The 26,075-nt window shown below is 47.2% G+C and carries 14 protein-coding genes and 1 other RNA gene; 2 read left to right on the top strand and 13 right to left on the bottom strand.

The features are described from left to right. Positions 1 to 46: 46 nt before the first annotated feature. Together hemW and lepA are read right to left on the bottom strand one after the other, a co-directional pair. Positions 47 to 1,147, bottom strand: coding sequence for a radical SAM family heme chaperone HemW (hemW, locus tag NFR62_RS01290; protein ID WP_251612455.1), 1,101 nt, complete (start codon positions 1,145 to 1,147; stop codon positions 47 to 49). A 25-nt stretch (positions 1,148 to 1,172) separates the two neighbouring features. Then, entirely contained in the window at positions 1,173 to 2,975 is a 1,803-nt protein-coding gene (lepA, locus tag NFR62_RS01285) for a translation elongation factor 4 (protein WP_251612453.1), read from the bottom strand. A gap of 161 nt (positions 2,976 to 3,136) precedes the next feature. Between lepA and NFR62_RS01280 the strand changes: the two genes are divergently transcribed. Both NFR62_RS01280 and NFR62_RS01275 read left to right on the top strand, forming a co-directional pair. After that, entirely contained in the window at positions 3,137 to 3,862 is a 726-nt protein-coding gene (locus tag NFR62_RS01280) for a glycerophosphodiester phosphodiesterase family protein (protein WP_251612444.1), read from the top strand. Next, positions 3,859 to 4,392, top strand: a complete 534-nt coding sequence (locus NFR62_RS01275; RefSeq protein ID WP_251612442.1) for a GtrA family protein — start codon at positions 3,859 to 3,861, stop codon at positions 4,390 to 4,392. The genes NFR62_RS01280 and NFR62_RS01275 overlap by 4 nt, the downstream gene beginning before the upstream one ends. Positions 4,393 to 4,454: 62 nt before the next feature. Here the strand turns inward: NFR62_RS01275 and NFR62_RS01270 are convergent, their stop codons facing one another. From NFR62_RS01270 to NFR62_RS01220, 11 genes are all read right to left on the bottom strand, one after another. Then, a complete protein-coding gene (locus NFR62_RS01270; RefSeq protein ID WP_251612441.1) occupies positions 4,455 to 6,149 on the bottom strand; it encodes a putative ABC transporter permease subunit in 1,695 nt (564 codons plus the stop codon). Then, positions 6,142 to 6,873, bottom strand: coding sequence for an ABC transporter ATP-binding protein (locus tag NFR62_RS01265; RefSeq protein WP_251612439.1), 732 nt, complete (start codon positions 6,871 to 6,873; stop codon positions 6,142 to 6,144). Before NFR62_RS01265 ends, NFR62_RS01270 begins: the two co-directional genes overlap by 8 nt. Beyond that, positions 6,860 to 8,194: a replication-associated recombination protein A gene (locus tag NFR62_RS01260; protein WP_251612437.1), complete on the bottom strand. Its 1,335-nt coding sequence runs from the start codon at positions 8,192 to 8,194 to the stop codon at positions 6,860 to 6,862. Before NFR62_RS01260 ends, NFR62_RS01265 begins: the two co-directional genes overlap by 14 nt. 95 nt (positions 8,195 to 8,289) lie before the next feature. Continuing rightward, the gene (locus NFR62_RS01255; RefSeq protein WP_251612434.1) at positions 8,290 to 15,570 is read right to left on the bottom strand and encodes a GH36-type glycosyl hydrolase domain-containing protein; all 7,281 of its coding nucleotides are present in this window, start codon (positions 15,568 to 15,570) and stop codon (positions 8,290 to 8,292) included. 65 nt (positions 15,571 to 15,635) lie between these two features. Then, an RNA gene (gene rnpB / locus NFR62_RS01250) (RNase P RNA component class A) lies at positions 15,636 to 15,968 on the bottom strand. An 87-nt stretch (positions 15,969 to 16,055) separates the two neighbouring features. After that, positions 16,056 to 16,748, bottom strand: coding sequence for an RNA polymerase sporulation sigma factor SigK (sigK, locus tag NFR62_RS01245; protein ID WP_251612427.1), 693 nt, complete (start codon positions 16,746 to 16,748; stop codon positions 16,056 to 16,058). 158 nt (positions 16,749 to 16,906) lie between these two features. Next, positions 16,907 to 18,112: a peptidase U32 family protein gene (locus NFR62_RS01240; RefSeq protein ID WP_251612425.1), complete on the bottom strand. Its 1,206-nt coding sequence runs from the start codon at positions 18,110 to 18,112 to the stop codon at positions 16,907 to 16,909. Positions 18,113 to 18,132: 20 nt separating this feature from the next. Next, entirely contained in the window at positions 18,133 to 18,795 is a 663-nt protein-coding gene (locus NFR62_RS01235) for an O-methyltransferase (RefSeq protein ID WP_251612423.1), read from the bottom strand. Positions 18,796 to 18,803: 8 nt separating this feature from the next. After that, positions 18,804 to 20,480 (bottom strand): ribonuclease J, encoded by a 1,677-nt coding sequence (locus NFR62_RS01230; protein ID WP_275556870.1) that lies wholly within the window; start codon positions 20,478 to 20,480, stop codon positions 18,804 to 18,806. Between the two features lie 95 nt (positions 20,481 to 20,575). Continuing rightward, complete coding sequence (locus NFR62_RS01225) at positions 20,576 to 21,565, bottom strand: nucleotidyltransferase family protein (protein WP_251612419.1); 990 nt, start codon at positions 21,563 to 21,565, stop codon at positions 20,576 to 20,578. A gap of 105 nt (positions 21,566 to 21,670) precedes the next feature. Then, on the bottom strand, positions 21,671 to 25,915 hold the full coding sequence (locus NFR62_RS01220; RefSeq protein WP_251612417.1) for a M60 family metallopeptidase: 4,245 nt from the start codon (positions 25,913 to 25,915) through the stop codon (positions 21,671 to 21,673). Positions 25,916 to 26,075: the final 160 nt, after the last annotated feature.

The raw sequence follows: 26,075 nt of genomic DNA, 5'->3' as shown, positions 1-26,075 counted from the left end.
CAACAAAATATTTGCAGTATAATTCTAATTTTTAAAAATACCGAAATCACACAAGCCGCACTATTATGTCGTTCATAACGTAATACGCTTTTTCAGAAAGTTTGAAACCTTTTAGAGTACGTTCGAGCATTCCGAGTTTTATCAGTTCGTTTAATTCGCGGCTTTTAAGCTGCTCCCACTCACAGCCGCACAGCTCGCTTGCCCTGTTCGAATCTATTCCTTCCGCAGTTCTGAGTCCGAGCATAACGTATTCTTCGAGCGCATCCGACGCGGTAACAGTCTCTCTCCGTTCGTCGCGCAAGCCCGCTATATATCCCGCTATATCCGATGTGTTAAAAGAACGCCGAGTTCCGTCGTAAGAATGTGCCGCAACTCCCAACCCCACATACGGGGCGAGTGTCCAATATTTTTTGTTGTGCTTACATTCGTAGCCGCGCTTACTGAAATTGCTCACTTCGTAACGCTCGAAGCCGTAACCTTTAAGTTGCAAACAAACTTTTTCGTATACGTCGGCCGCAGCGTCGTCGTCAACCTTATATCCGCGCTCGTATAAAGGCGTGCCTTTCTCCACCGACAAAGCATATACCGATAAATGCTTTATATCTTGTTCGCACAAAGTTTTAACAGACGCAATAACGTCTTTTTCGGAAGAGCACGGCAAACCGAGCATTAAATCACAACTCAAATTTTCGAAACCGAACAATTTGGCACGCTCAACCGCCGCCAAAGCTTGTTCGGCGGTGTGTCTCCTTCCCGCTGCCGCAAGAATGTCGTTATTAAGCGACTGCATGCCGAAACTTATTCTGTTTACTCCGCACTCGCCCGCCTCAGCCGCAAATCCGTCGGTAAAACTGTCGGGATTAGCCTCAGTAGTAATTTCGCAATCTGCGGAAAATTCCGCACATTCGCGCAACGCTTTCACAATTTTTTTAAGCAGACCGCCCGTTAAAACGGAAGGCGTTCCGCCGCCGAAATATACCGAATCGACTGTTCCGCTTACACGCTCGCGGATTTCGTGCACAAGCGCTTCAACATAGTCTTTATCGCTGTGCTCGCAAACGCTCGACACAAAGCCGCAATAGGCGCACCTACTACGGCAAAACGGTATGTGAACATAAATCCCCTGTTGGGCTGTGTCTGTTTTCATATGGCGACTTATGCGGAATAAAACATTATTTGTCGTCGAGTTTCAGAACCGACATAAAAGCCTCGCTCGGAACCTCTACCGAACCGACTTGACGCATACGCTTTTTTCCCTCTTTTTGCTTTTCAAGCAATTTTTTCTTTCTCGATATATCGCCGCCGTAACATTTGGCAAGAACGTCTTTGCGCATCGCTTTAACGGTTTCTCTCGCTATAACTTTGTTCCCGATAGACGCTTGAATGGGAATTTCGAAAAGCTGACGCGGTATTACTTCTTTCAGTTTTTCGGCAATGGAACGTCCGCGAGCGTAAGCTTTATCACGGTGCACTATTATGCTGAGAGCGTCGCAAATTTCGTTGTTAAGAAGCACGTCGAGCTTTACAAGCTCTTCGGGCTTATAGCCTTTCACCTCGTAATCGAGGCTGGCATAACCGCGTGTGCGCGACTTTAAGCTGTCGAAAAAGTCGTACACAATTTCGTTGAGCGGAATTTCGTATTCGAGTTGTACCCTGCTTTTATCAAGATACACCATGTTGATATACGTTCCGCGTTTATCTTGGCAAAGTTCCATAATGGAGCCTATATATTCGGGCGGAGTAAACACGAGCGCCTTAACATACGGTTCTTCTATCCTATCGATTTCAGACGGATTGGGCAAATTACCGGGATTTGTAACGGTAACCATTTCGCCGTCTGTTTTATAAACTCGGTAATTAACGCCCGGAGCCGTAGTAATCAAATCGAGGTTAAACTCGCGCTCCAACCTCTCTTGAATTATTTCCATGTGCAACAGCCCCAAAAAGCCGCAACGGAACCCAAAACCAAGCGCAACCGACACTTCGGGTTCGAAAAACAACGCGGCGTCGTTAAGCTTAAGCTTTTCGAGCGCGTCTTTCAAATCGTTGTATTTACTGCCGTCGGAAGAATATATTCCGCAATACACTACGGGCTGAACCTTTTTATAGCCCGGACACGGTTCGGCTGTAGGATTGTTTGCGTCGGTAATCGTGTCGCCGGGCGCCGTGTCGGCAACGTTTTTTATGCTGGCGCAAACGTAACCCACATCGCCCGCAGAAAGCGCTTCCCATTCGAGCGGCTTCGGATTGAAAATTCCCACTTCGGTAACGTCGAACTCTTTTCCGCTGTGCATCATGCGGATTTTTGTTCCCGATTTAACTTGTCCGTCTATTACTCGCACAAGGCAAACCGCGCCTTTGTAATTATCGTAATACGAATCGAAAATCAACGCTTTCAAAGGAGCCGACTCGTTTCCCGAAGGAGGCGGCACGTCGGTTATAATCTTATCGAGAACGGCTTCGATATTAAGCCCTTCTTTCGCGCTTACTAAAGGGGCTTCGTCGGCGGGAAGCCCTATAACGTCTTCTATTTCTTTTTTCGCCTCTTCGGGGCGGGCGCTCGGCAAATCTATTTTGTTTATTACGGGAATAATTTCAAGATTATTATCTACCGCAAGATAAACATTGGCGAGAGTTTGCGCCTCAACGCCTTGCGTTGCGTCCACAATGAGCACCGCCCCCTCGCAAGCCGCAAGCGAGCGCGATACTTCATAGGTAAAATCGACATGACCGGGAGTGTCTATGAGGTTCAACTCGTATTCCTCGCCGCCATACGAATATTTCATTCTCACGGGGGTAAGCTTTATGGTGATACCGCGTTCCCTCTCTATATCCATGCTGTCGAGAATTTGTTCGGTAAGCTCGCGCGACGACACCGTTCCCGTTCTTTCTATGAGCCTGTCGGCAAGAGTAGACTTGCCGTGGTCTATATGCGCTATTATGCAAAAATTGCGAATGTGCTTTTGCCTTTCCATTTTGTTCCTCGTTTCGGACTTTTTACCATTGTATTATAAGCGAAAGCGCGAAAAATAGCAAATAAAAACAGCCTTTATATTTGCATTTGATTGCGTCAAACAAAAAAAGATGATATACTATAATAAGGCTATGCCACTAAATAGGTTTAAACGGAGTTAATATGGATTTAAAGAATTCCCGCCTCTTCACAACGCCGATTGCTCACAGAGGACTGCACAGCGAGGAGGTTCCCGAAAATTCTCTGCTTTCGTACGAGAAAGCCATAGAAAAAAACTTCCCGATAGAAATAGACGTCAGAATTATAGACGACGGCACCGTTATAGTTTTTCACGACGACACGCTCGGCCGCATGACCGACAAAGACGGCTATGTTTCCAACCTTAAATCAACGGACTTGCCGCAACTCAATTTGCTTGGCACCGACCAAACCGTTCCCACTCTCGAACAGGTGCTCGAACTCGTGAACGGAAAAGTTCCCCTTTTAATCGAAACAAAAGTTTCCGCGAAAATCGGCGACCTCGAAAGCAAAGTAATCGCCATGTTGAAAACTTACGGCGGAGAATTTGCGGTTCAATCGTTCGACCCGTATTCGCTCGAATATTTCCGCAAACACGAGCCCGATTTCGTTCGCGGGCAACTTTCGTCGCTCGGAGCGGGAAGCGGACTTTCTTTATTAAAGCGCAACGCTCTGCCCCATCTTAAAGTGAACCGTATATCCGAACCGCACTTTATATCGTATTTGTTTTCAGACCTTCCCAACAAATACGTTACAAAGAAAAAGCTTCCGACCCTCGCATGGACGGTGCGCAGCAACGCCGACTACGAAAAAGTTAAGCCTTACTGCGACAATATAATTTTCGAAAGGTTCTTGCCCGAAAATCAATGAAAGAATTTTTCCGCGCACTAAAAAGCAAGCGGATACGCCGCGAATATTTAAAGTCAATCGCCGTCGGAATAGTTTCCACAGTGATAGACTTTATTATAACCGCTTTAATACTTTATATGGCGGGACACGAATATTACAGCGGATTTTTGGGCGTTTTCACAGGCGCCACCAAAAGCGGCGCGCCGTATTCTCCCCCTATGTCTATTTATATAACGTCGATAGTGTTGAGTTTTATAGTTTCTATTTTGTTCAACTATATAATGAGCGCGTTTTTTGTGTATGAATACGGCAACGTGGGAAAAAATGCGAAAGGTTTTACAAAATTCGCAGTGTTCGCTTTAATAGGGCTGACAATCACAACGGTAGGAAGTCTTATTTGCTCAAACGTTTTCGGTCTTTCGGGAAGTAACGTTTGGTGGATAAAAATAACCATAGCGGTTGTTGTGTTTATATTTAACTTTTTCACAAGAAAGTATTTCGTTTTTAATATCGCCCTAATACGCGACGACGAAAACACAATAAATTTGTAACAACGCTTATTTTTAAAAACGCGCCTCTCGGCATAGAGAAGCGCGTTTTATTTTATTTTGAATCAAACTTCAATCTCGTCTATTTTTCTTTCGCAGTTTTTATAAAACATAACATACATTATTGCCGCCGCCGCAACCGTTACCGCAATCAGAGCGCCCAAACTTACAAGATTCGCAACAGTGCCCGACACCGAACCAGAACGCATTACAACGACGTTTAATGCGCCGCTCGCAACTGCCAAGAGCATGGAAACGAACATGCACCCGAACACGGTAATCATCACGTTTTTGTTATGTTTAACGGCCTCGTTCGGAGTAGTCCATTTCAATTTCGGATTATTCACGTCAAGCAGCATGCCGAAGTGCACCGCCGCAAAATTATATATAAGCAAAAATATCAAAGAACAAACAAAGAAAGAAATATTAAAATCGAGTATAGCCATAGCCACAGAGCCAGAAACCGAAGAAATCGAACTTATAATTATATACACATACGATTTGGCTTTAAGCTGCGTTTTATAGTCTACGGGTATAATTTTTGTGTAATAAAACTTTTCACCCTCGCGGGAAAGCGCGGTGGCGGGTCCTGCGTTGGTTCCCACGCTCATAAACATTACAAACCACAACATCATGAATTTCATTACGGTTCGCATTATTTGAATTTGAGCCTCAGACTGGCTCGCCATCTCACCCGCCGCCATAGAAGTCTTTGTTGTAAGCCCGAAAAACACTACGATTATAGGACACATCACTATGCCGAGCAAGCAATTAAGCGCAAACGCAGGAGTACGCAAAATTTCGCGCCACTCTTTTTTCATTAGAGCTTTCACAGTGCCCGAACCGCGATAAGAAACGTTTGCCGTTTTATTTCTTTTCGCTCCTTCGAGCTGTCCCGAAGCGCCTCTGCGGTATACCGTGCTGCTTATAAACAACACTAATGCGCCGAGAGCTACAACTATTCCGAAATAAATCGCAAGATTAACGGCTACCGACGCCGCCGCGCCCAAACCGAAAACAGGCGTAGCCGTCATAGCGCGAGCCAAAGCGTAAAGCGGATACATTGTGCTCGCAATCTTCCGAAACATATCTTGCATTCCGCTTAAATCGATTTCTTGCGGGTTGATGTTCTGCATTTGCGAAACACCCGCATAATACAACCCGAAAAAAGCGCCGAATAACACTATTACCACAATAGAGCCGAGCGCGCCTCGATTTTTTAAAAACGACACAACATACATTACGGGTATTGAAATTATAGCCGCCAAAACAAGCGGAATTACGGGAGTGAACAAAACGGCAACAGGCAATAAAACATAGAAAATCGCGGGAAGACTCATAACTATTCCCGCCGCTATAAGGCAAGGAATCATTATAAGCGCCGTAACCGCAAGCTCCGTTAAATATACTATCGTAAGTTTTGCCGCAAATACGGTGGCAGGCTTAATGGGCAACGCAAAGAAAAACTCGGTGTCTCTCGAAAAATACAAACATGTTAAAACGGTGACTATTCCGAATATTAAAACAACCATAAGCCCCGTTGCGAGAATCATGGAAACAAATTCGCTTTGTAACGAAAAAGCCGCAAACGAACTGCCCATAAAATAAATAAGCGTTATAAACAAAAACGAAACTGCGGCATAAGTTATTAAAAGCCCGAACACCACAAGCAGCATTTTACCGAACGACTTTGCCTTAGCTCTGTCTCTGCGAAACATATTTTTAATAAGCAGCTTTAAAACGGAGACGTAGTTATTCATGACGCCCTCCCGCAACCGAAAGGAATATGTCTTCAAGCGAGCTATCGCCTTGCGCCGCTTTTATTTCTTCGAGGTTTCCCGCAATAATGAGCTTGCCTTTAACTATTATCCCTATTCTGTCGCAAATTTTTTCCGCCACTTCGAGAACGTGAGTTGAGAAAAACACCGTTTTTCCCTCAGCGCAATGAGCGCGCATCAATTCTTTAAGTTGAAAAGCGGATTGCGGGTCAAGTCCCGTCATCGGCTCGTCGAGCACCCATAAATTCGGATTATGTATCAGCGCCCCTATAATGCTTATTTTCTGCTTCATGCCGTGAGAATAAGTTTTGATTTGAGAATCGAAAGCGTCGGTAAGTTCGAACTTTTCCAAAAGCCTGTCCGCTCTTTCCTTTCTCGTAGCAATATCCACGCCGTAAACGTCAGCCATAAAGTCAACGTATTCCCTTCCCGTAAGCTTATCGTAAATCACATGACTGTCGGAAACGTATCCTATGTTCCTTTTTGCATCGTTGCTCTGAGTTTTTAAATCGTAACCGCAAACCGACACGCTCCCCTCTTCGTATTGCAAAATGCCCGTAAGTATTTTTATTGTGGTAGTTTTGCCCGCTCCGTTAGGACCTAAAAAGCCGAATATTTCACCCGGTTTCAATTCGAGGCTTAATCCGTCTACCGCTTTCACTTCGCTTTTTGCGTAAGACTTGCTAAGATTTTCAATTTTCAGCATTTTTATGTTCTCCTTCAGTCGATTTTTTATTTGCAATTTCTTGCATGAACTTTTTTATATCCTTTTCTCTGCCGTTGTCGCCCGGACGATAAAAAACTTCGTCTTTGAGAGAATCTGGCAAATACTGCTGTTTAACGTAGCCGCCGAAATCGTGCGGATACAAATACTCTTTTCCGTCGTCCACTCCGTGCGGATACGACCTGTCGCGCAAATAATGCGGCACGCGCGCGTCGCCGCTACGGCGAACCGCGTCGATAGCGGCAAACATAGATTTTTCCACCGAGTTCGATTTTGGCGCGGTGCAAACGTATATAATAGCGTGCGCAAGAGCTTGCCTGCCTTCTGCCAACCCCAAACGCTCGTAAGCAAGATACGCGTTCACAGCAACCGTTAAAGCGTTGCTGTCGGCAAGACCGACATCCTCGTTTGCATGAACGAGCACGCGCCTGAACACAAGCAAAGGGTCGTAGCCCGCTTCTATCAACCTAAACGCCCAATATAATGCGGCGTCGGGGTCGGAACCGCGCATCGACTTGCAAAAAGCCGAAAGCATATCGTAATAAAGGCTTTGGTCTACCGAAATCGCCTTACGCTGAACCGACTGCTCCGCAACCGTTAAATCAATCACTATTTTTCCGTCGGACTCAGGCGGCGACGATAAAGCCGCAAGTTCGAGGGCGTTCAACGCGTTGCGCAAATCGCCGTTCGCGCCCCACACAAACTGATTCACCGCTTCGGGCGAAATTTCTATGTTATATGCTCCGAGCCCGCGCTCGCAGTTTGTAATAGCTCGCGTAATTCCTTCGCGCACGTCGTCGTCGGAAAGCGGCAACAGTTCGAATATTCTGCAACGCGAAACTATTGCGGGCGTCATGGAAACATAAGGATTTTCGGTTGTGGAACCTATAAACACTATGCTTCCGTCCTCTATTGCAGAAAGAACGCAATCCGATTGAGCTTTGCTCCAACGGTGACATTCGTCTAACAACAAATACGTTTTTTTGCCGTACATTCTGCCGTTTTCTCGCGCTTGCTCTATCACCTTTTTAGCGTCGGCAACACCGCTCGACACCGCGTTCAGCTTAACGAATTCTCCTTTGGTGTTCGCCGCCACTATGGAAGCGAGCGTCGTTTTTCCCGTGCCCGGCGGTCCGTAAAAAATACACGAACCTAAACGGTCGGCGCGTATAGCGCGCATAAGCAACGAATTTTGATTGAGAATGTGTTTTTGCCCCAAAAACTCGTCGAGACTGCGCGGACGCATTCTGTCGGAAAGCGGCGCATTCAACTTGGCGGCGGGCATAAAATCGAATAGGTCCATTTAATAATATTGTACCCCCCCCCGCAAATTTGTCAAGCGAACGAAGGCACTTTTCCTTATTTTTCTTTCTCTATTTCGATTATACTATTTTTCGGCTATTTTAGCAACCGTATTACGGCGATATTTTTGCCCGAAAGTCCTTTTGTAAGACGAAGCGACGAAGTGTTGTAAATAACTTCTCCTATACGCACGCGCCAATCGCCGCCGTTAGAAGAGTTTATTATTTTAACTTTTATATTTTCCGAACCGAAAAGAAAGTTTACATTAAGTTCTTTGGTTTCTTTTGGCAAACGCGGACAAAAACTTACCACGTCGCCGCGCACCGTTATTCCGGCATACTGCGTAATCAAGCATTTATAAAGCCATGCCGCAGAGCCGGTATACCATGTCCAACCGCCCTTTCCCGCAAGTTCTCCTCCGTAAACGTCGGCGGCGGAAACATACGGTTCAACGCAATAATCCTCAGCATCAGATTCGGTTTTGCATCTGTTGGCAGGATTAAGCCATTTTAAAAGCTCGTTAGCCCTTTCCGTCTGCCCGTTTTGGAACAGTGCCCAAACATACCAAACTGCGGCTTGCGTATACTGCCCGCCGTTTTCACGAACAAAGCACGGATAGTCTCCTATATACCCCACTCCGTCCGACGAAGTAAACGGAGGGTCGAAAAGACGTATCAACTTATTTTCGCCGTTGCAAAGCAAATTGTAAGCGGAATCGAGCGCCGTCTTTTTTTGCTCCGCGCTTCCTATTCCCGCTATAACGCTCCAACTTTGAGTTAAAATATCTATTTTGCACGCTTTGGATTCTTTTGAACCGAGCGCGGTTCCGTCGTCGGCATACGCTCGAAGAAATCTGTCGTCTTCATACGAATCGCACACCGCGCCATAAAGCGCTTTGCCGATTCGGCGTAACTCGTCGCAAAGTTCTATGTCTTTAACGTAAGGCAAAAAACGTTCTATAACGTGATACAGAAACATAGTGCACCACACGGTTGTGCCTATTCCTTTTTCGCCGACTTTATCCATAGCGTCGTTCCAATCGCCGCCGCGCATTCTCACAAGTCCGTTTTCTCCGAAATCGCAAGATATTTTAATAGCCCTTAGGCAGTGCTCCAATAAAGACGCTCTTACGCCCGACTCGTTTGCGGAAGAATAAACCGAAGCGTCTTGCGGCGATATGGGAACGTCGCTTAAAAACGGCACGCTTTCGTCGAGCACCGCCGCGTCGCCGGTTACGGCAATATACTCGCAAACAACATAAACAAGCCAAAGCCTATCGTCGCACATGTGTGTGCGCACACCTATCGCAGGCGGATGCCACCAATGTTGAACGTCGCCCTCTTTGAACTGATGTCTTGCGCATCGCAATATGTGCTCGCGCACGAGAGCGGGAACACAATGCACGAGGGCGAGCCCGTCTTGCAGTTGGTCTCTGAATCCGTAAGCTCCGCTCACCTGATAAAAACCGGTTCTCGCCGCAAAACGACTGTTGTATACCTGATACGGCAACCATTCGGTTAAACGTCCGTGCTCGCCGTCGAAAGTGATTTTGCTTAACCGCGAGTAGTAAGAAACGGTTTTTGCAAATTCCTCACAAGAATTGATTTCCGAAAAATCGGTTTTTGCGGACGAAATCGAAAACCTTACGGTTTTCATTCCGCCGCTCGGCACAACCGCCGACGCGACTATTCCCCAATAATCCATGCCTTTGGAAATTGAGTCGAACACTGTTAAATTGCCGTTTTCGCAATCGACGCCTACGGGAACTGTTTTCCCGTCGCAACAAACGTAAGCTTCCAAACCGCTGAAACCGCAATGCAAATACAAGCCTCTGTCGAACGGCGAACATTCAAGCGATGGCAACGTGTTGCGGCGAAAATCGCCGAGAACGGGTCGCACGGCAAACAAAACCGCAAGCTTTTTAACGGAGTCGGTTTCGTTCAACAACCTCACTTCGTACATTTTCTTATTTTCGTCGCGCGCAACGTAAACTCTCGTATTAGAACTTAAACCGTGATTACGACAAATAAACTCGCTGTATCCGAGTGCGTGAACGGTGTAATATTCGGCTCTCGAATTTTGCGACGGTTGTTTGGTTAAAGAATAACGTTCGCCGTCGTATTCCACCGCCACAAATTCCGAAACGGTTTCGGTTACGGGGTCGTTGCACCATTCCGTAAGCTTATGCTGACGGGAATTTTCTCCGAATGTGAAGCCGCCGCCGCTTTCGGTTATCACAGTTCCAATGCCGCCGTCCGACATAATGTTGCACCACGGCGCGGGAGTATTGCGTCGTGTAAGCTCTACGGCATAAGAACCGTTTAAAGTAAAGCCGCCTATGCCGAGCGGTTCGGCAATTTCGGGCGCGCAAAACAACTCTTTACATTCGGACAAACAATCACTTTCCTCTCGTTCGTCATTCGTCAATTTTTTCACCGCGTCGCACAACGCGACGGCTTTCTTACAACTTACAGCGGGTTTATTACGTTTCAGTAAAGAATAAAGCTCACCGTCGCAATTCAACACCCGAACGCAGCCGCATACGCTACGCAATCCCGAGCGCTCCACTTCTTTCTCAGCGTCGAAATAAAACGACGGATATTCTCCGCGACGTTTTCGGCAAAACAATACGACGTTAAAAGAAAATCCAGCTTCGCAAAGCGTGCGTAGGTCGGACAAATAAGACATAAGCCCGCATGCGCTCGCGGCAGTAATTTCTCGCACTATTGCTGGTTTGTCTTGACTCACGCCGTCGGCGCAAACGGCTTCGTATTCGCCCGCCGCAAGCGACGCCGCTATAGCGCGCGCCCGAGAAGAAACGGCGCGGGCGAGCCTACGCGAAGCTCCGCTCTGCCGAGCCACGCAATCGGGCGACAACGCAAGACGCACTGCATAATCCGCTTTTTCCACAGTATCCGCAACCAAAAAACAACATGTAAATTCGCAAGTTTTTCCGGTAGCCACAGTAGCCGAAAACTTACTTGAAAGAACGGGATTAAGATTTTGCCCGAACGCAAGTCCTCTGCCTCTGTTATAAAACGCGCATTTATCCGCCGAATATATTACCGCATTTTCCGTTTGCACGCAGTGCATAACAGTAACGCTGTCTTTTCTTCTGCGCGCCCAAACGTAAGTTCCGTCGCCGCCGGAAGCCGTGTCTATAAACATTCTCGAATACGCGGGGTGAGACTCGTAGTCTTCCACTCTCGCCAAAATCGGCTCGGCGCACGACGAAAAAGTGACTTGCTTATCTTTTGCCGAAACGTTCCTGTAACGCACCGTAACCGCCACAGACATAGGCGACGGCAAAACTTCGAGTCGGGATTCGGCAATAAACCCGTTGCCGCGAACGCTCCACACCGCGCTCTCTCCGGAGTAAAACTCCCCGCCGAGCAGATTCGTATTTTCTCCGTCGTCGGCAAAAACGCGTATGCCCTGCAAAAGTCTTTTTCCGCAATATTGCACCCAAGTTTCCTTTTTATTCGCGACGCATGTCATGCTTGCGGCTTTGCACAAATATATTCCCGAATTCTCTATCGGTTCCGCTTCGTCGGAAATTTCGTAAATTCTTTTTTTGCGAGCGTACGACGCCTTTTCTTCGCCGCACAAAAGTTTTGCGGCGCGCCATGCGGGAATCGTTTGCAACCGTTTGCACAGGCAATCCGCTTTTTGCGCGTTGGCGCACGCCGCCATAATCATACCTTGATGATGGGTCATATAACTTTTTACGGGAATATTGCCGCAAAGCGACTCGTAAAAACCCCATTCGCCTTCACACCCCAAAGCGGCGAGCGCATGCGCATTTCGCAAAAATTCTTTTTCCTCGCAATACGGCATAGCAAGAAAAGCTCCGTAAGGAGCTACGGGCGGATTTTCGGGAACCGCACTGTGCGCTATTGACGGCACTCCGAACGCACGGTATAAATTGCCGCCTGCATCGTCGTATTCGTTATAACGACATTCTGAAACTCCCCACACCTCTCGCCCGAGCGATTTGGCATACGCAAGCTGTGCGCGCACGGCGCCGTTCATAGCTTGCCCGAGCAATGTGTCGGCGCTCGGAGCTATAAACAGTCTGCTCATCAAATATTCGAACATTCCGCCGGTCCAACTGAAAACGGTAATAGCGCCTCCGCTCTTAACCGCATGCCTGTCTAAATTGCCAAACGCTTCTTTTTCGGTTTTTCCGTAACCGCACGCCACAAGATAAGTCAGCGCGCTTTCGCTTCCCAAAAGGTCGTAATGGTTTTCCGTGCAAGATTTTAGCTCGTCATCGTAACCTATATAAAAAAGTTTCCGTTTAAAGTCGTATAGCGCCGACAAATCGGTTTCGTCTATAAGTTTGTTTATTCTGCAAAGCAATTCACCGTCGGCATAAGTTGAAGCAAGGCTCAACGACGCCAAAAAATTGCCGCTGTCCACTGTGGAAACAAACCGCTTAGGCAACACTTTTAAGGTGGCGCAATCATACCAATTATAAAGATTGCCCTTATATTTTTCGCACCGCTCAACAGCCGAAACTATACGCTCGGTATAAGAAAGCAATCGGTTTTTATCGATTATGCCGAGTTCGTAAGCCGAAGCGTATGCCGTGAGCGCCATTCCTATATTAGTGGGCGAAGTGCGCGCGCACCAACCTTTTAAATTATCTTCCTGATAGCAATCGCACGGAAGTTCGTGCATATTTTCCTGCGCTTCGAAATATGCGAACGTTTTTTTAGCGGTATCGGTCACGAAAAAGCTTAACGCGTCCGACGGAGAATTCTCCGCCTTTTCCCTGCTTATAATGCGCGGTATTGCCGCGCCCGCCAAAAACAGCGCCGCTAACGCATAATAAAACGCCGAAAGATTAAATAGCGCCGTAGCCGCAGTTACGGTAATCGCGGTTATTACGTTAGGTAAAAAAGATATTTTCCCACGAGTGTGCGCAAACACGCTCCATTCTAAAAGTTTTCTTTTAACGGCAAGTCGGTAGAGCGTTACCGCCACAGCGCACAGCTTGTGTATCGCCACAGTGGGGAGCGTTGCAATCTCTATCGCGCAACGGGCGAATTCAAGCGCGGTTTGCTTAGGATAACCGAAAAGAGCAACAAGCGAAAACAAAGCTCGCAACAACTGCGGCAGTGCGAACAAAATAAGCGCTCCGACCGACAGCGGAGAGAAAAACGACAGGACAAAAACCAAAATTTGCGCAATCGGCACAAGCGAAAGCACAAGATTTTGCACTATGGCAAACGACACCGCAAGAGGCAAAGGATTTTTCATTCGCGCGCCGTCTTTGTTTTTTATATGCGGCATGGCATAAGGCAACAGTTGCCAGTCTCCTCTCAGCCACCTTTGTTCGCGTGCAAAACTGTCGGCAAACGATTGCGGAAAATCCTCGCTCGCGTTCACAGTGCTGTCGTAGCAACCCGCCACGCTCCCCTCTATAAAATCGTGGCTCAATATTCGATTATCAGGGAAAAATCCGTCGAGACGTTCGGAAAATGCCGCCACGTCGTAAATTCCTTTTCCTGTAAAATTGCCCGCGCCGAACACGTCGAACATCAAATTGGGGCGCGCCGCTCTATATCTGCCCGGTCCCGTTTCGCCCGCATATAATTTTGCATAAGCGCTGTTTTTCAGCGCGACCTTACACCCTAACGACACTATCGCAACTTCGGCGCAATACGGATGAGCTTTTGTTCCCACAAGCTCGGCGCAATCGTATGTGAGAGTGTCGGAATCGAGAGTTATTGCAAATTTAACTTTCGGAACGTCGCCCAGCCTCAGCGCGAAATGCTCTTCTCCCGTTAACACAAAGCGGTTAAAGTCTAAAACGGCTCCCCGCTTTTTTTCATATCCCTGAAAATATTCCTCGCCTTTTACCCTTGTTCTTTTCCTCACGATTACGCATACTCTCTTGCAAAGCGCACCGAGTTTTTCATATTCATTTTTCACATATTCGTTAAGCGACGAATCGGAATCGGCGGATTCGCTATCGCTTTTCGGATAGTCGAAAAGCAGACAATACGAAAAAATATTTTCCGAGTTTGCCGCCGCAAGTGTTTGCAAATGTAAAAAAGAATCTTGTATGTCGCGCTCCGACTTTGCAAGACACGGCAACAATAACGCGGTCGAGTGCTTTTCCGCGCTAAGGAACTCCAAAGCGTAAGAAGGCAAACCGCGCCTTTTAACGGTATGCGCCGCAATCAATCGAACTGTAAAGCCTATTCCGTATAGCAAAATAGGAAGCGAAATCACAGCATAAGCCCAGCCGAAACGCGGCATAAAAAATCCGCAAGCCGCAGCCGCGCCGAGCCACGCTAACACTATTGCGAAAACGTAAAGCCGCCCCACCGCGCGAGAACGCACGCGAGGCAAAATATATTCGGAAATGTCCTTTCCGTTTTTTCCCGCGCGAAATAAAATTTCGGAAGCGAGGCTGCTTTCCGACATTTTACGCTTTTTCGCTTCCGACGAAATAAGCGATAAGTACATATATTTAGTGGACGACGACAACATTGAAAACGTAGGGTCGCCACCGTCGAGCACCGCGAAAGCGGACGAAAGAGAGCACACGAATTCGTCGGTCATGAACGCGTTAATCGCGTGCAACGACGATAAAGCGGCGGAAATTCGCGCGTTGTAACTTGCCGACGCGAGCACAAAGTTTTCCGCTCTGCGGCGCGCGTTTTCGTCGTCGGAAAAATTCGAAACGCAACATTCGGAATTTTTCATTCTGCCGAAAACATAGCTGTCGTAACGCATAAGAGAATAATCGGTTTTACCCGTTTTGGCGTCTTGTTCTCCGCGCGAAATAAGCTCGCCCATGCGCGCAATCTTATTCGCATATATTGCAAGATATTCGCAAAGAGCAAACTCGGTCATATCGGCAAGCGCAGTAATTTCCGCAAAAGTAAACGGCGTTTCCGAAGAATAAGCGCGAACGGCTGACTTTACGGCGTCGCGCGTAACAACTCCGCCCACACTTTTAACAAACAATTCGCAAAAAGAATACAATCGGGGCACACCGCGCACATGCGGAAGTTTTGAAAACTTTTTGCGCGCCGATTTAAGTTTCGAAAGAGTTTCGTCTATATAATAAAAGCCGTCGTAATACGTCTTTTCACACAGTTCGAGCTCGTAACCCGACTTAAATCTTTCGCCCGTTTTTTTGCGCGCCGAAATAAGACGCCGCCCTATTTCGCGCGTTCCTATTCCTTTACCGCCGCACACGCGCTTTGCGCCGAACGCGAGCGACGACATCATATAGCCGAGCTTTTCGCCCGAAAGTATGCCTTTCACCGCAAATTCGGGTTCGGGAGACTTATTAAGCAGCAAAAACAAATAAACCGCAAACAAGCTTGCAATCAACACACAGAGCACTATTTCCATAATTGCGGATTATATCCACATACGACATAAAATAAACGCGAAAGATACTTAAACCTTTCGCGTTAACGGCGAGTATGACCTGTAAGCCGAATTCTGTCGAGAACGGTTATCTGTCTAGCTCCGCCGTTGCCGACGGAGTCAAGCGATTTCGGAAGCGGTCGGAACAAACCGTAGCTTCCATATCTTGCACCGAATGGGGTTTACAGAGCCTCTCGCGTCGCCGCGAGAGCGGTAGGCTCTTACCCTACCTTTCCATCCTTACCCCGCGCAAAGCGGGGCGGTTTATTTCTGTTGCACTTTCCTTGAAGTCGCCTTCACCGGTAGTTAGCCGGCATTCTGTTCCTGCGGTGTTCGGACTTTCCTCGTGCGCTCAGGCACGCAACCGTTCGGTCATCTCGAATATATTATATCATTTAATTTGCGGTTTTGCAAGAATATTTACGCAAGTCGATTTCTTTCAGATTAAAAAACGCTCACTTTTCGCGCTAATCTCCCGCGTTTAGCTCTTTGGCGATTTTATCAATCGCTTTCTTCTCTATGCGCGAAACGTAACTGCGCGATATTCCGAGCATGGCGGCAATTTCGAGCTGCGTGTACGGGCGCGGCTGACGTATGCCGTATCTCAAACATATAATTTTATGCTCGCGTCCCGAAAGCGTGGAATCTATAACTTTCAAAACCTTTTCGAGCAATATTCCGGTTTCCACTTTTTTGAACACGCTTTCTTCTTTCATAGGTAAAATGTCCATTAAAGTTATTTCGTTGCCCTCTTTATCCACGCCCACCGATTCGGCAAGACTTATGTTTCCGCGATGTTTTTTGTTCGCCCGTATGTACATAAGTATTTCGTTTTCAATACATTTAGCCGCATAGGTCGCAAGCTGACTTCCTTTGCCGTATTCGAAAGTTTCTATGCCTTTAATAAGCCCTATGCTGCCCACCGAAATTAGGTCGTCGGCTTCTCCCGCATTCGAATACTTTTTAACTATATGCGCCACAAGTCTTAAATTATGGCGTATCAACTTTTCTCGCGCGGCAGCGTCGCCCTGCTTGGTTTTTTCTATGCAATCGCGCTCTTCTTCGGGAGAAAGGGGCTGAGGAAACGAACCCTTGTTATTCACATACGAAGTAAAACAAAATACTTTGCTTAAAAAAGTGAGAAAACTCTCGAAAATCATTGTAAGGCACCTCTCGTCGCAACGGTTAAAGGCGACCATACAATATATGTATTTTTTTGTCGAATTTTGCCTGTCCAAACAAAAAAACCTTCGCTTTTTAAAAAAGCAAAGGTTAAAACGCTCGTGGCTTGAACTTATGAGAATTTTCTATATAAATTCTATGATTTTTTGCGTAAAATATCGCCCGCAAAAAGCGGGAAAGGCGTTTTTATTACAAGCGACTGTTGAACAAGCTTTGCATCGGAAACCCTTTCTCCGCTTTCGGAAAACATTTCCGACACGCGAAAAACTTTTCCGAACGAGGCGCTCGGCGACAAAATTTCAAGCTCGTCGCCCTCTTTAAAACGATTGCGTTGCTCTATAACCGCCTCCGCGCCGCCCGAAGATTTTACTAACGCGCACATTTCGTATGTTTGAGTAGGTTTTGCCGATTCGCAATATTGCTCCGCAGCGCCGAAATAAAACCCAGTGTTAAACTTTCGGTGACTCGTTTTATATGGCTCGCAAAGCAAACTTTCGGGAACCGCGAAATTTTCGGGAGACTTTAAATATAGGTCGATAGCGCGGCGGTAAGCGTTGGTTACGGTTGCAAGATAGTACGCGGTTTTCGCGCGCCCCTCTATTTTAAAACTTGTTACGCCCGCCTCGACTAGCTCTTTAATATGAGCAAGCATATTCAAATCTTTACTGTTTAAAATATAAGTGCCTCTGCCGTCTTCGCTCACGGGGAAATATTCTCCCTCGCGCGTTTTTTCCATAATCGCGTATTCCCAACGGCAACTTTGAGCGCATTCGCCTCGATTGCCGCTGCGCCCCGTAGTTACGCCGCTTAAAAGACACCTTCCCGAATATGCCACACACATAGCGCCGTGAACGAACGCTTCGAGTTCGACATTGGGCGGCAACGCATTGCGAATGCGTTTTATATTGTTTAAACTCACTTCGCGCGCAAGCACTATTCGCTCCACGCCCTGCTTCGCCCAAAATTTAGCGGCTTCGCCGTTTGTAGCGTTTGCCTGCGTGGAAAGATGAATAGCCAAATCGGGGACTTTTTCACGCAAACAGGCTATTATTCCCGCATCGGAAACAATAACCGCGTCAACTCCGATTTCGTTTAAAAAACGGGCGTATTCCGTTATTGCCGGAAAATCGTCGTCGTAAGCGTAAATATTTAAAGTAACGTATGCCTTTTTTCCGCGCGCATGACAAAATTTTACCGCATCGACTAATTCCGAGTCGGTAAAATTGTCGCAAAACGCTCTGAGTCCGAACGCTTTTCCCGCAAGATACACCGCGTCGGCACCGAAATTTATTGCGGTTTCCAACTTTTCGCGGTTGCCTGCGGGCGCCAAAAGTTCAATCATAAGTATCCACCGTAAAACCTTTAAAGCGACTCCTCAGTTTTAACGCTGAGGCTCACGCCGTCGCCAACAGGCAATACGCTTGTGAGCAACGAGCCATCTTCCATAAGCTTATGTAAAAACAAATCGAGCTTTTTCACAAGCCCGCCTTTGTGATTTTTTATTTCCCGCTCTCCCGAAACCATTCCTTCGTATAACACGTTGTCGCAAAACAATACGCCGCCTTTATTTAGCAATCTGCTCAAAAAAGGCAAATATTCGCAGTATTGCGCTTTCGGACCGTCGAGAAAAATAAAATCGAACTTGCCTTTTAAGTTGGGGACTATTTCGGTAGAATCTCCAACATAAAAAACAACGTTGTTCAAAAGCCCGGCGTCTCGGAAAAACTCTTTTGCGGTAGCAATGCGCTCTTCGCTCATTTCAACCGTGTAAAGCTCGGTTTCGGGCAATGCGGCTCGTAGCATTACAATGCCGCTGTAACCTATCGCGGTGCCTATTTCGAGAATACGCAACGGCTTTTTCAGCATAACCGCCTGACGCAAAAACGCCGTTGTTTCGGGAAGCAAAACGGCTATAATGTTTTTATCCGCATAATCGGTAATTTTCCGCTCCACCTCGTCGGCAGCACGAAGCGACAAAAGTTCGCGTATATATTCGCTTGTTTTTCCCGGTGTTTTAAACGGCATAAAACGTTTTAATTTTCGAGTATCAGCGATAAAATCATGGGATTGCGGTGAGTTTTGCGGAAAAGAAAGCTTTTAAGTTCTTTGCGAATTGAATTTTTAAGTCCGTTGTAATCGCCCGCAACTTCTTTAACGTCGGTTTGCGCAACAACTTTTCGAACTATTTCTTTCGCTTCTTCGAAAAGGTCGTCCTCTTTTTGATATGCGAAACCGCGCGACGTAATTTCCACAGCGGTAACTTCGCCCGAAACAGTGTTTACGCCAACAACAACCACAAACAATCCGTCTTCCGAAAGATGCTTGCGGTCGCGTAGAACCACGCTTCCCACGTCGCCCACGCCAAGCCCGTCAACCAAAAGATAGCCTGCGGGAACGTTGTCGGCAAACCTTATTGAGCGCTTTGTCACCTGCACGCAATTTCCGATGTCGGTAAGAATAATGTCCGACGAAGGCATGCCCATACGCATAGCAAGCTCGGCATGTTTTTTAAGATGACGGTATTCTCCGTGAACGGGTATAAAAAACTTGGGCTTTATGAGCGAATGAATAAGTTGCAGCTCGTCTTGACAAGCGTGCCCCGAAACGTGGACTTCGGCAAGGCGCTCGTATATAACGCGCACGCCGTGACGGTACAAGTTGTTTATAACGTTGTAAACCATTCTTTCGTTGCCGGGAATAGGCGACGCCGATATAACTACGGTGTCGTTATATCCTAAGCGAACTTTGTTAAATTCGTCGCTCGCCATTCTCGTTAAGGCGCTCATAGGTTCGCCCTGACTACCCGTTGTAATAATAACAAGGTCTTTATCTTCCACCTTGTTGATTTTTTCTATGTCTATAACCGCTTCTTTATCATATTTAAGTTCGCCTATTTTGGCGGCGCATTCGGCAACGTTTATCATGCTGCGCCCCGAAAAAGCGACTTTGCGCTTATACTTTGTCGCAAGGTCTATTATTTGTTGCAGACGGTGAATATTAGACGCGAACGTGGCTATAAAAATGCGACGGTCGGAATTTTCGGCAAAAATATTGTTAAGCGAATTGCCTACCGTCGCTTCGCTCATAGAAGAACCTTTGCGCTCCACGTTTGTGCTCTCAGCAAGCAACAACAAAACCCCGCGCTGCCCAAGCTCGGCAATGCGTTGCAAATCTATCATATTGCCGTCAATCGGCGTATAGTCAACTTTAAAGTCGCCCGTATGAAAAACCACGCCTACGGGCGTTGTGATTGCAAGCGCGCACGACCCCGCCACAGAGTGGCTCACGCGCACAAACTCCACCTTAAAATTCTTTCCGAGCGTAATAACGCTTTGCGGTTTAACCGAAATAAGGTTTATGTTTTCCATTCTGTGTTCGCGGAATTTCGATTCTATGAGCGCAAGCGTTAAACGAGTGCCGTAAACGGGCACGTTAAGTTCTTTTAAAATGTAAGGCAAGCCGCCGATATGGTCTTCGTGCCCATGCGTGAGCACAATGCCGCGCACCCTGTCGCGGTTAGCCGATAAATACGATATGTCGGGAATAACCAAATCGACGCCCGGCATGTCTCCGTTGGGGAACGCGCTACCGCAATCCACAACAATAATGTCCTCGCCAAATTCGAGAGCGGTCATATTTTTGCCAATCTCTCCCACGCCCCCAAGAAAAATGACTTTGAGAGCCGGTTCTTTGCTATTAACTTTTTGCAAACTATCCTCCTGTTCTTATAATAAAAACTATTTATTATCGTTCCATTTCTATTATATAGGAAAAGTTTGCAATTAGCAAGACAAAAAGCGGCTATTTATGAAAAATTTTTGGAAATATCCGCAGAATCGTGCTGATTGTGCGCAAAATCCGTCGCAAGCGGCAACGAGTAGCCGTCGCCTATAATTTCGCGGTAATGAAATCCCCTAACCGTAACGCCCGCAAGCACAACGCACCCCTCTATGTTCGCGTCCGACGCAACGGCGGCGCCCTCGCCTACTATGCTGCGTGAGCATCTGCCCGTAAGCAACGCCGAATATGCCGCGAGAGAATTCTTCTCGCTTCCCACTCTGCGCGAAACCGTGCGGTAACGGTGCGGAACAAGAGGAAAAAAGCCCCCTTTGAGCATGCGAAAATTCGCTTCATAGTAAGCTTGCGGCGAACCTATATCCGACCAAAAACCGTCGTGAAAATACGCGTTTATCTGCCCTAACACCACAAGACGCGGAAACAAGTCTCTTGCAAAATCGTATTTTTCGCCGTAAGGAACATATTTAAGAGCGGCGCGGCTAATAATGTACACACCGCAATTAACAATGCCGCCGTCTCCCATGTCCGACGGTTTTTCGGTAAACCCCGTAACGGTGCCGTCGGGAGCGTATTCCACAAGTCCGAACATGCGCGGGTCGCGCACTCTGGTAACAGCCATTGTAATAAGCTTGCCGCTTGCCTTATGGCTTTTCAACATGGCGGCGTAATCTATGTTTTCAAGCGCGTCTCCGCTTACCACGATAAAAGTGTCGTCGAGCTCTTCCATAGCCGCGCGAACCCCTCCTGCGGTTCCGAGAGGCACGTTTTCCACAACGTGGCGGGCGCGGAGCCCGGAATAGCCCGAAATCCATTCCGTTATCTGTTCGGGATAATATCCGAGCGTTAGCACGGTGTCGTTTATCCCCGACGCATGAAGGTGGGAAATCACATAATCGAGCATGGGTACGTTTGCAATGGGAAGCATGGGCTTGGGAGTTGAATCGGTAAGCGGCTTTAATCGGCTGCCGAATCCTCCCGCCAAAATAACGGCGTTCAAAAATACTACCTCTTTCTTTTTTCGATAGTATTTGCGTAATTTGCCGAGTTCTATCCCGACTAACGAAAAAACGACGGCAAAATGCCGTCGCTTTTAAACTTTAAATTACTTTTTGTTTCGTCCGTCGTTCTTGGGAGCCGAACGTGTGGGCGGCGCCGCAGGGCGTGTGCCGGGAGCAGGGCGCGCGGGCGGTCTGTTGCCTTCGGGACGCGCTGCCGAACCGCTCGGAGCTTTTGGCGCGCTTCTTTCGGCAGGACGCGGTTGCGGCGCTGCGGCTACGCCGTTTTCGCAGCTTTGCGCATGTTTGGCATTGGTCGGAGCTTTTGCTGAGAGCGCTTTTTCGGCGCTTTTCTGACGATGTTCTACGGTGTCGGAACTTTTGCGGGAAGCGCTTTGAACCTCCGCCGTTTTCTCATTCGACGCAACCTTTTTTTCGGATTTATCGGCGTTTTCCGCTTTTGCTCTCGCCTTCTCCTCTTTCGCCTTTTCCACTTTCTCGTCGTATTTGCGCATCACTTTGTTTCCGTATATCGCCTTGCGGAATTTCGGCAAACAGAACGACAACACAATAAATGTTGCAAGAAGCGCGAACAACAACACAAACACGGTTATAGTTATTGCGAGAGCCTTTTCTTTGTATATGTTCGGCGCGTTCAAAAGCTGAGCGGTATACGACATTCCCGCAAAACATAAGTTAAATTCTTGATTAGTAAGCGTAATAATTTCCACAGTGTGCTCCTTGTTTGCCATTCCGCTATGGCTGAATACCAACCGCTTTTTAGCGGACTCTTCCGCGTTTAGGTCTATTTTTCCCGCTTTTTCTCCGTCTATATAAACTTCGGCGGAACCGTATCCTATGCCTTTGTTTGCGTAAAGCGATAAACTTTCGCCCTTAAAGCGCAAAACAAGCTTTTCCTTTTTCTTTTTAGCCACAAGCAAACCGCTTTGCATATTTTCGATTCTGCGGGAATCTTTCCACCCCGAAGTTGCGAACAAATCGGAATTAGTGAGCGGAATAACTCTCTGCGTTTCGGCGGTTACTCCCGTGTCGAGCTCGGATATAACCGTAAACGCGCCGCCCGACGTGGAATTGACCACAAGCTTCCAATACCGCCCGTGAACTTCGGGAAATTCGAGTCTCGCAACTTGTTTGTCGTATTTGAGCCATGTGTTTTCTTTGCCGTCGGCGCCGTCCGCGCCCGAAGCAACAAGCTTCCAATTCTCGTTGTCTTCCGAAATAAAAAGTTCGAAAGCCCGTATATACGAATTAGCGTTGTTACGCGTGGTTATTTGAAAGAAATTGAATCCTTGCGAAACTCCTGTGTCAAGCACAAACACATGCGGCATTTTAGGCACGGGATTAGGCTTAGAGCCGGCGTAAGCAGTGTGGTAAATAGTTCCCAACTGACCGTCTATAAGGTAACTCTTTCTCTCAACTATTCGTTCGTCTATAAATTCTCCCGTTACTTCATCGTAAAACTTAACCGATTCGGTGTTGCTGTTGTGATGGTCGGGAGCTTCCAAAATGCTCCATTCCGACTTAGGCGACGAAACCGAGCCGAGCGACAATTCGCTTTTTTTAGACACAAGATATTCGGGTTCGAAAACATAATTTTCGGGAACGGTCTGACCTACCGTAGCGGGATAATATATTCCGGATAAATTTAGAGCTTTGCTCTCGGCAGCCGTTTCGCCGTCGCCTACGAACACGTTAACTTCGGCAAAGCCTTTGCCGCCCGCGTTCAAATTGAAAATTTCGAAACAGTAAATTTCACCCGCACTCAAATTCACCGAAAATTTGTTTTCTTCGGTAAAACTTTGAACGTCGCGCTTTATTCTCAATTTTTCTTCCAAAGAGTCGAAACTCGCACCCGCTTTTAAAACTGCCATATCGTCCGCTTTAAAATAGAAAGTGTGTTTTCCGCTCTCGCTCGCCCGGTATCCGAAGCGCGAAATCTTAACGTCGTTTTTGCCCGCAACCGCATTATAAAAACTTGCCACCCCGCCGCCTAACTGCGAATACACGTTCGGAGTAAGCGAACCGAGCTCGGCTTGCGCGGCGTCTAAATCGCGCGCTGCAAGTCCGCTGTAATGAGTTATTTCGGCAACGTTCACATTTATGCGAAGAGTAACGTCTAACCTGTGCAACTGTCCGTTTTCAAGCCGCACGTTAAACGAAAATTTATCGCGCGTGTAAGGACGGGAAGCAAACTCGTATTCGTATTTGCCGTCTTCGATAAGTTTCAGTTTTCCCGTTTCGGGCTGAGAAACCGAAACGATTTCAAACCCGCCCGTTGATATCGTTGTGTTTTTAAGGTCGAACTCTGCCGACTTTCCGAAATTCAAACGCCAGTCGCCGCCCGTATGCAAGCCGTCTATTCCACCCGCATACAAATTTGCTATCGGCTGATACGTTTCAAGCGACGATATATATTCGAGTTGCTCTTCGGTGAACGCGCTGTCGTCTACGTTAGCCTTGTATTGCTCGTTGAAATATTTTCGGCAATCAAGCCCGTACACAAGAGCGCACCTGAAAATAAAGTCCGCGCGCTTGTTAGTTGAATACGACAATACGCTTTTATACGTTTTCAGAAGTTCGTAATATTTGTCTACTCCGAAACTGTGCATCAAATTGACGTACATGCTGAGCATTTGAAAATAGTCGTAATTCTTAAAATCGGCTTTGCCCGTAATTGCAAGCGAACTTTTTAAATTCGAATACGGATGAGCCACAAAACCGTGTTCGGCGGAAATATAGCCGTTTGCGTCGCGATAAGTGCCTATATCGAGAATTTTAAGATACGCCAAACAAGTGAGCGCGTTGTTGCGCACCTCTCCTTCGGCAGGTTCTCCGAACCCCCAAATCGAACCGAAAGCCGCACCGTGATTGTGCCCTATTTCGTGCAGTATTCCCCAAGTTCCGCCTTTTAAAAGCCCTTGATAGTTCATAGCCGCGCCGTACCAACTCGACGGACAAGCATATTCGTAGTTTCCGAGTGCTACGGCGGCGCCCGCAGGCACGCAATAATCGAACTTAACAAAGTTTTTGCGGTCGTGAGTTCCGCCCGTAAAAGTTTCGTTTATAGAGAAGAAACTGTGCCAAAGCATGGCAAGCTTGTCGATTTCCTCAACCGTGACGCTACGCATATAGCTTGACGGACCTATTAGCTGACCGTTTTCGGTATCGAGAATGGAATACACTCCCGGCGCGTCTTTTAAATATTCGTCGAAGTATTCGGGCGTGGTTACTCCCAAAACATAATGAGGCGTTTCCACAGCTCCGCGAATTGTGAATTTTACGTCGTTATACGAGGTGGAAGGGTCTATTAAAATCAATCCGCCGAACGGCGAACCTATGGTATATTCGCCGTCGGCTTCGAACGTAAAACGCGAACGAATCCACGGCAAACGGTTTTGATAGCGGTCGCCCGCCAAATGCGGGTGAATTTGAATGGCGGGAATTGCTTCCGCAGGTTTTTCTACGGCAGCCGCCGCTATAATGTCGTTATTGTAAAAATAATTGTCGTCGGCGTCTTTTTCTTTTCTTACGGTACAACCGAGCGACGTAATCGCTCCTCCGTCTACGCCCGAACGCCACGCCATTGAATTCTGCATCCCGGTGAGCATGGCAATTCTTTTGCCTTTGCGCAATCCTTCGACTTTAACGGTAACGGCTTCGCCCGCAGGCAAATAAAGCCCCGTAACGTGATACGAGCGGTATGTGGGGTCGATAATCACAACTTTCTCAACAGCGTTGTCGGTTCCCTCAACTTCGCCGTAACACGCGTCTATCGCAGGGTGCTTATAAAGATTTTCCTGCGTGAGTTCCCCTTTTGCCGACATAAGCTCCGCCTCGCGCGTAAGGTTGTAACCCTGACTGTGAAGCATATAGCGGTAATACTTTAAATACTGCTCCTTCGACACTCCGAGTTCCACTTTATCGGCAAACATACTCGCAACTATCGAATGTCCGGGCGTAGGATAGCCTTTATCGAACACGAAATTATTCTCGTATTTGCCGCCGCTTGTTTTGTCAGCGCTAAGAGAATAACTGTCGGGCAATATTTTAACTTCGGGACGTTTTATGCCGCGCTCGGTAACGTACATGGTGTCGGCGCGCATAGTAACCACCGTCTCCGACAAGTCGTTGTAGTCATACGTTTTAAGAGCAAGTTCGTCGGAAAGAGTGAGCTCCGCTTCTTTTATCTTGTAGCTCTCTTCTTCCGTTTGCTTACGGGAGCACCCCGCGAGAGAAGGCAACAAAAACGCAAACAAAAACATTGCCGCAATAAAAGCGACAACAGTCTTTCGTACCCAAAACACTTCACGAGTTCTTTTAATTTTAACCATATACTCCGCAACAAAAATGTTTTATATATTTATACGCTTATTATATACTCTAAACGCAAATTTGTCAATACAAAAAAGCCGTTCAAATTTTAAAACGCGCTATTTCGCACAAAAACGCCATTTTTAAATGTTTAACTCTCAGTTTATTTAAGCTACAAAA

The sequence above is a fragment of the Pumilibacter muris genome (assembly GCF_943193045.1).
Taxonomy (GTDB): domain Bacteria; phylum Bacillota; class Clostridia; order Christensenellales; family Pumilibacteraceae; genus Pumilibacter; species Pumilibacter muris.
The sequence above is the reverse complement of the archived record's forward strand: the minus strand, read 5'-3'. Positions and strand labels throughout refer to the sequence as shown.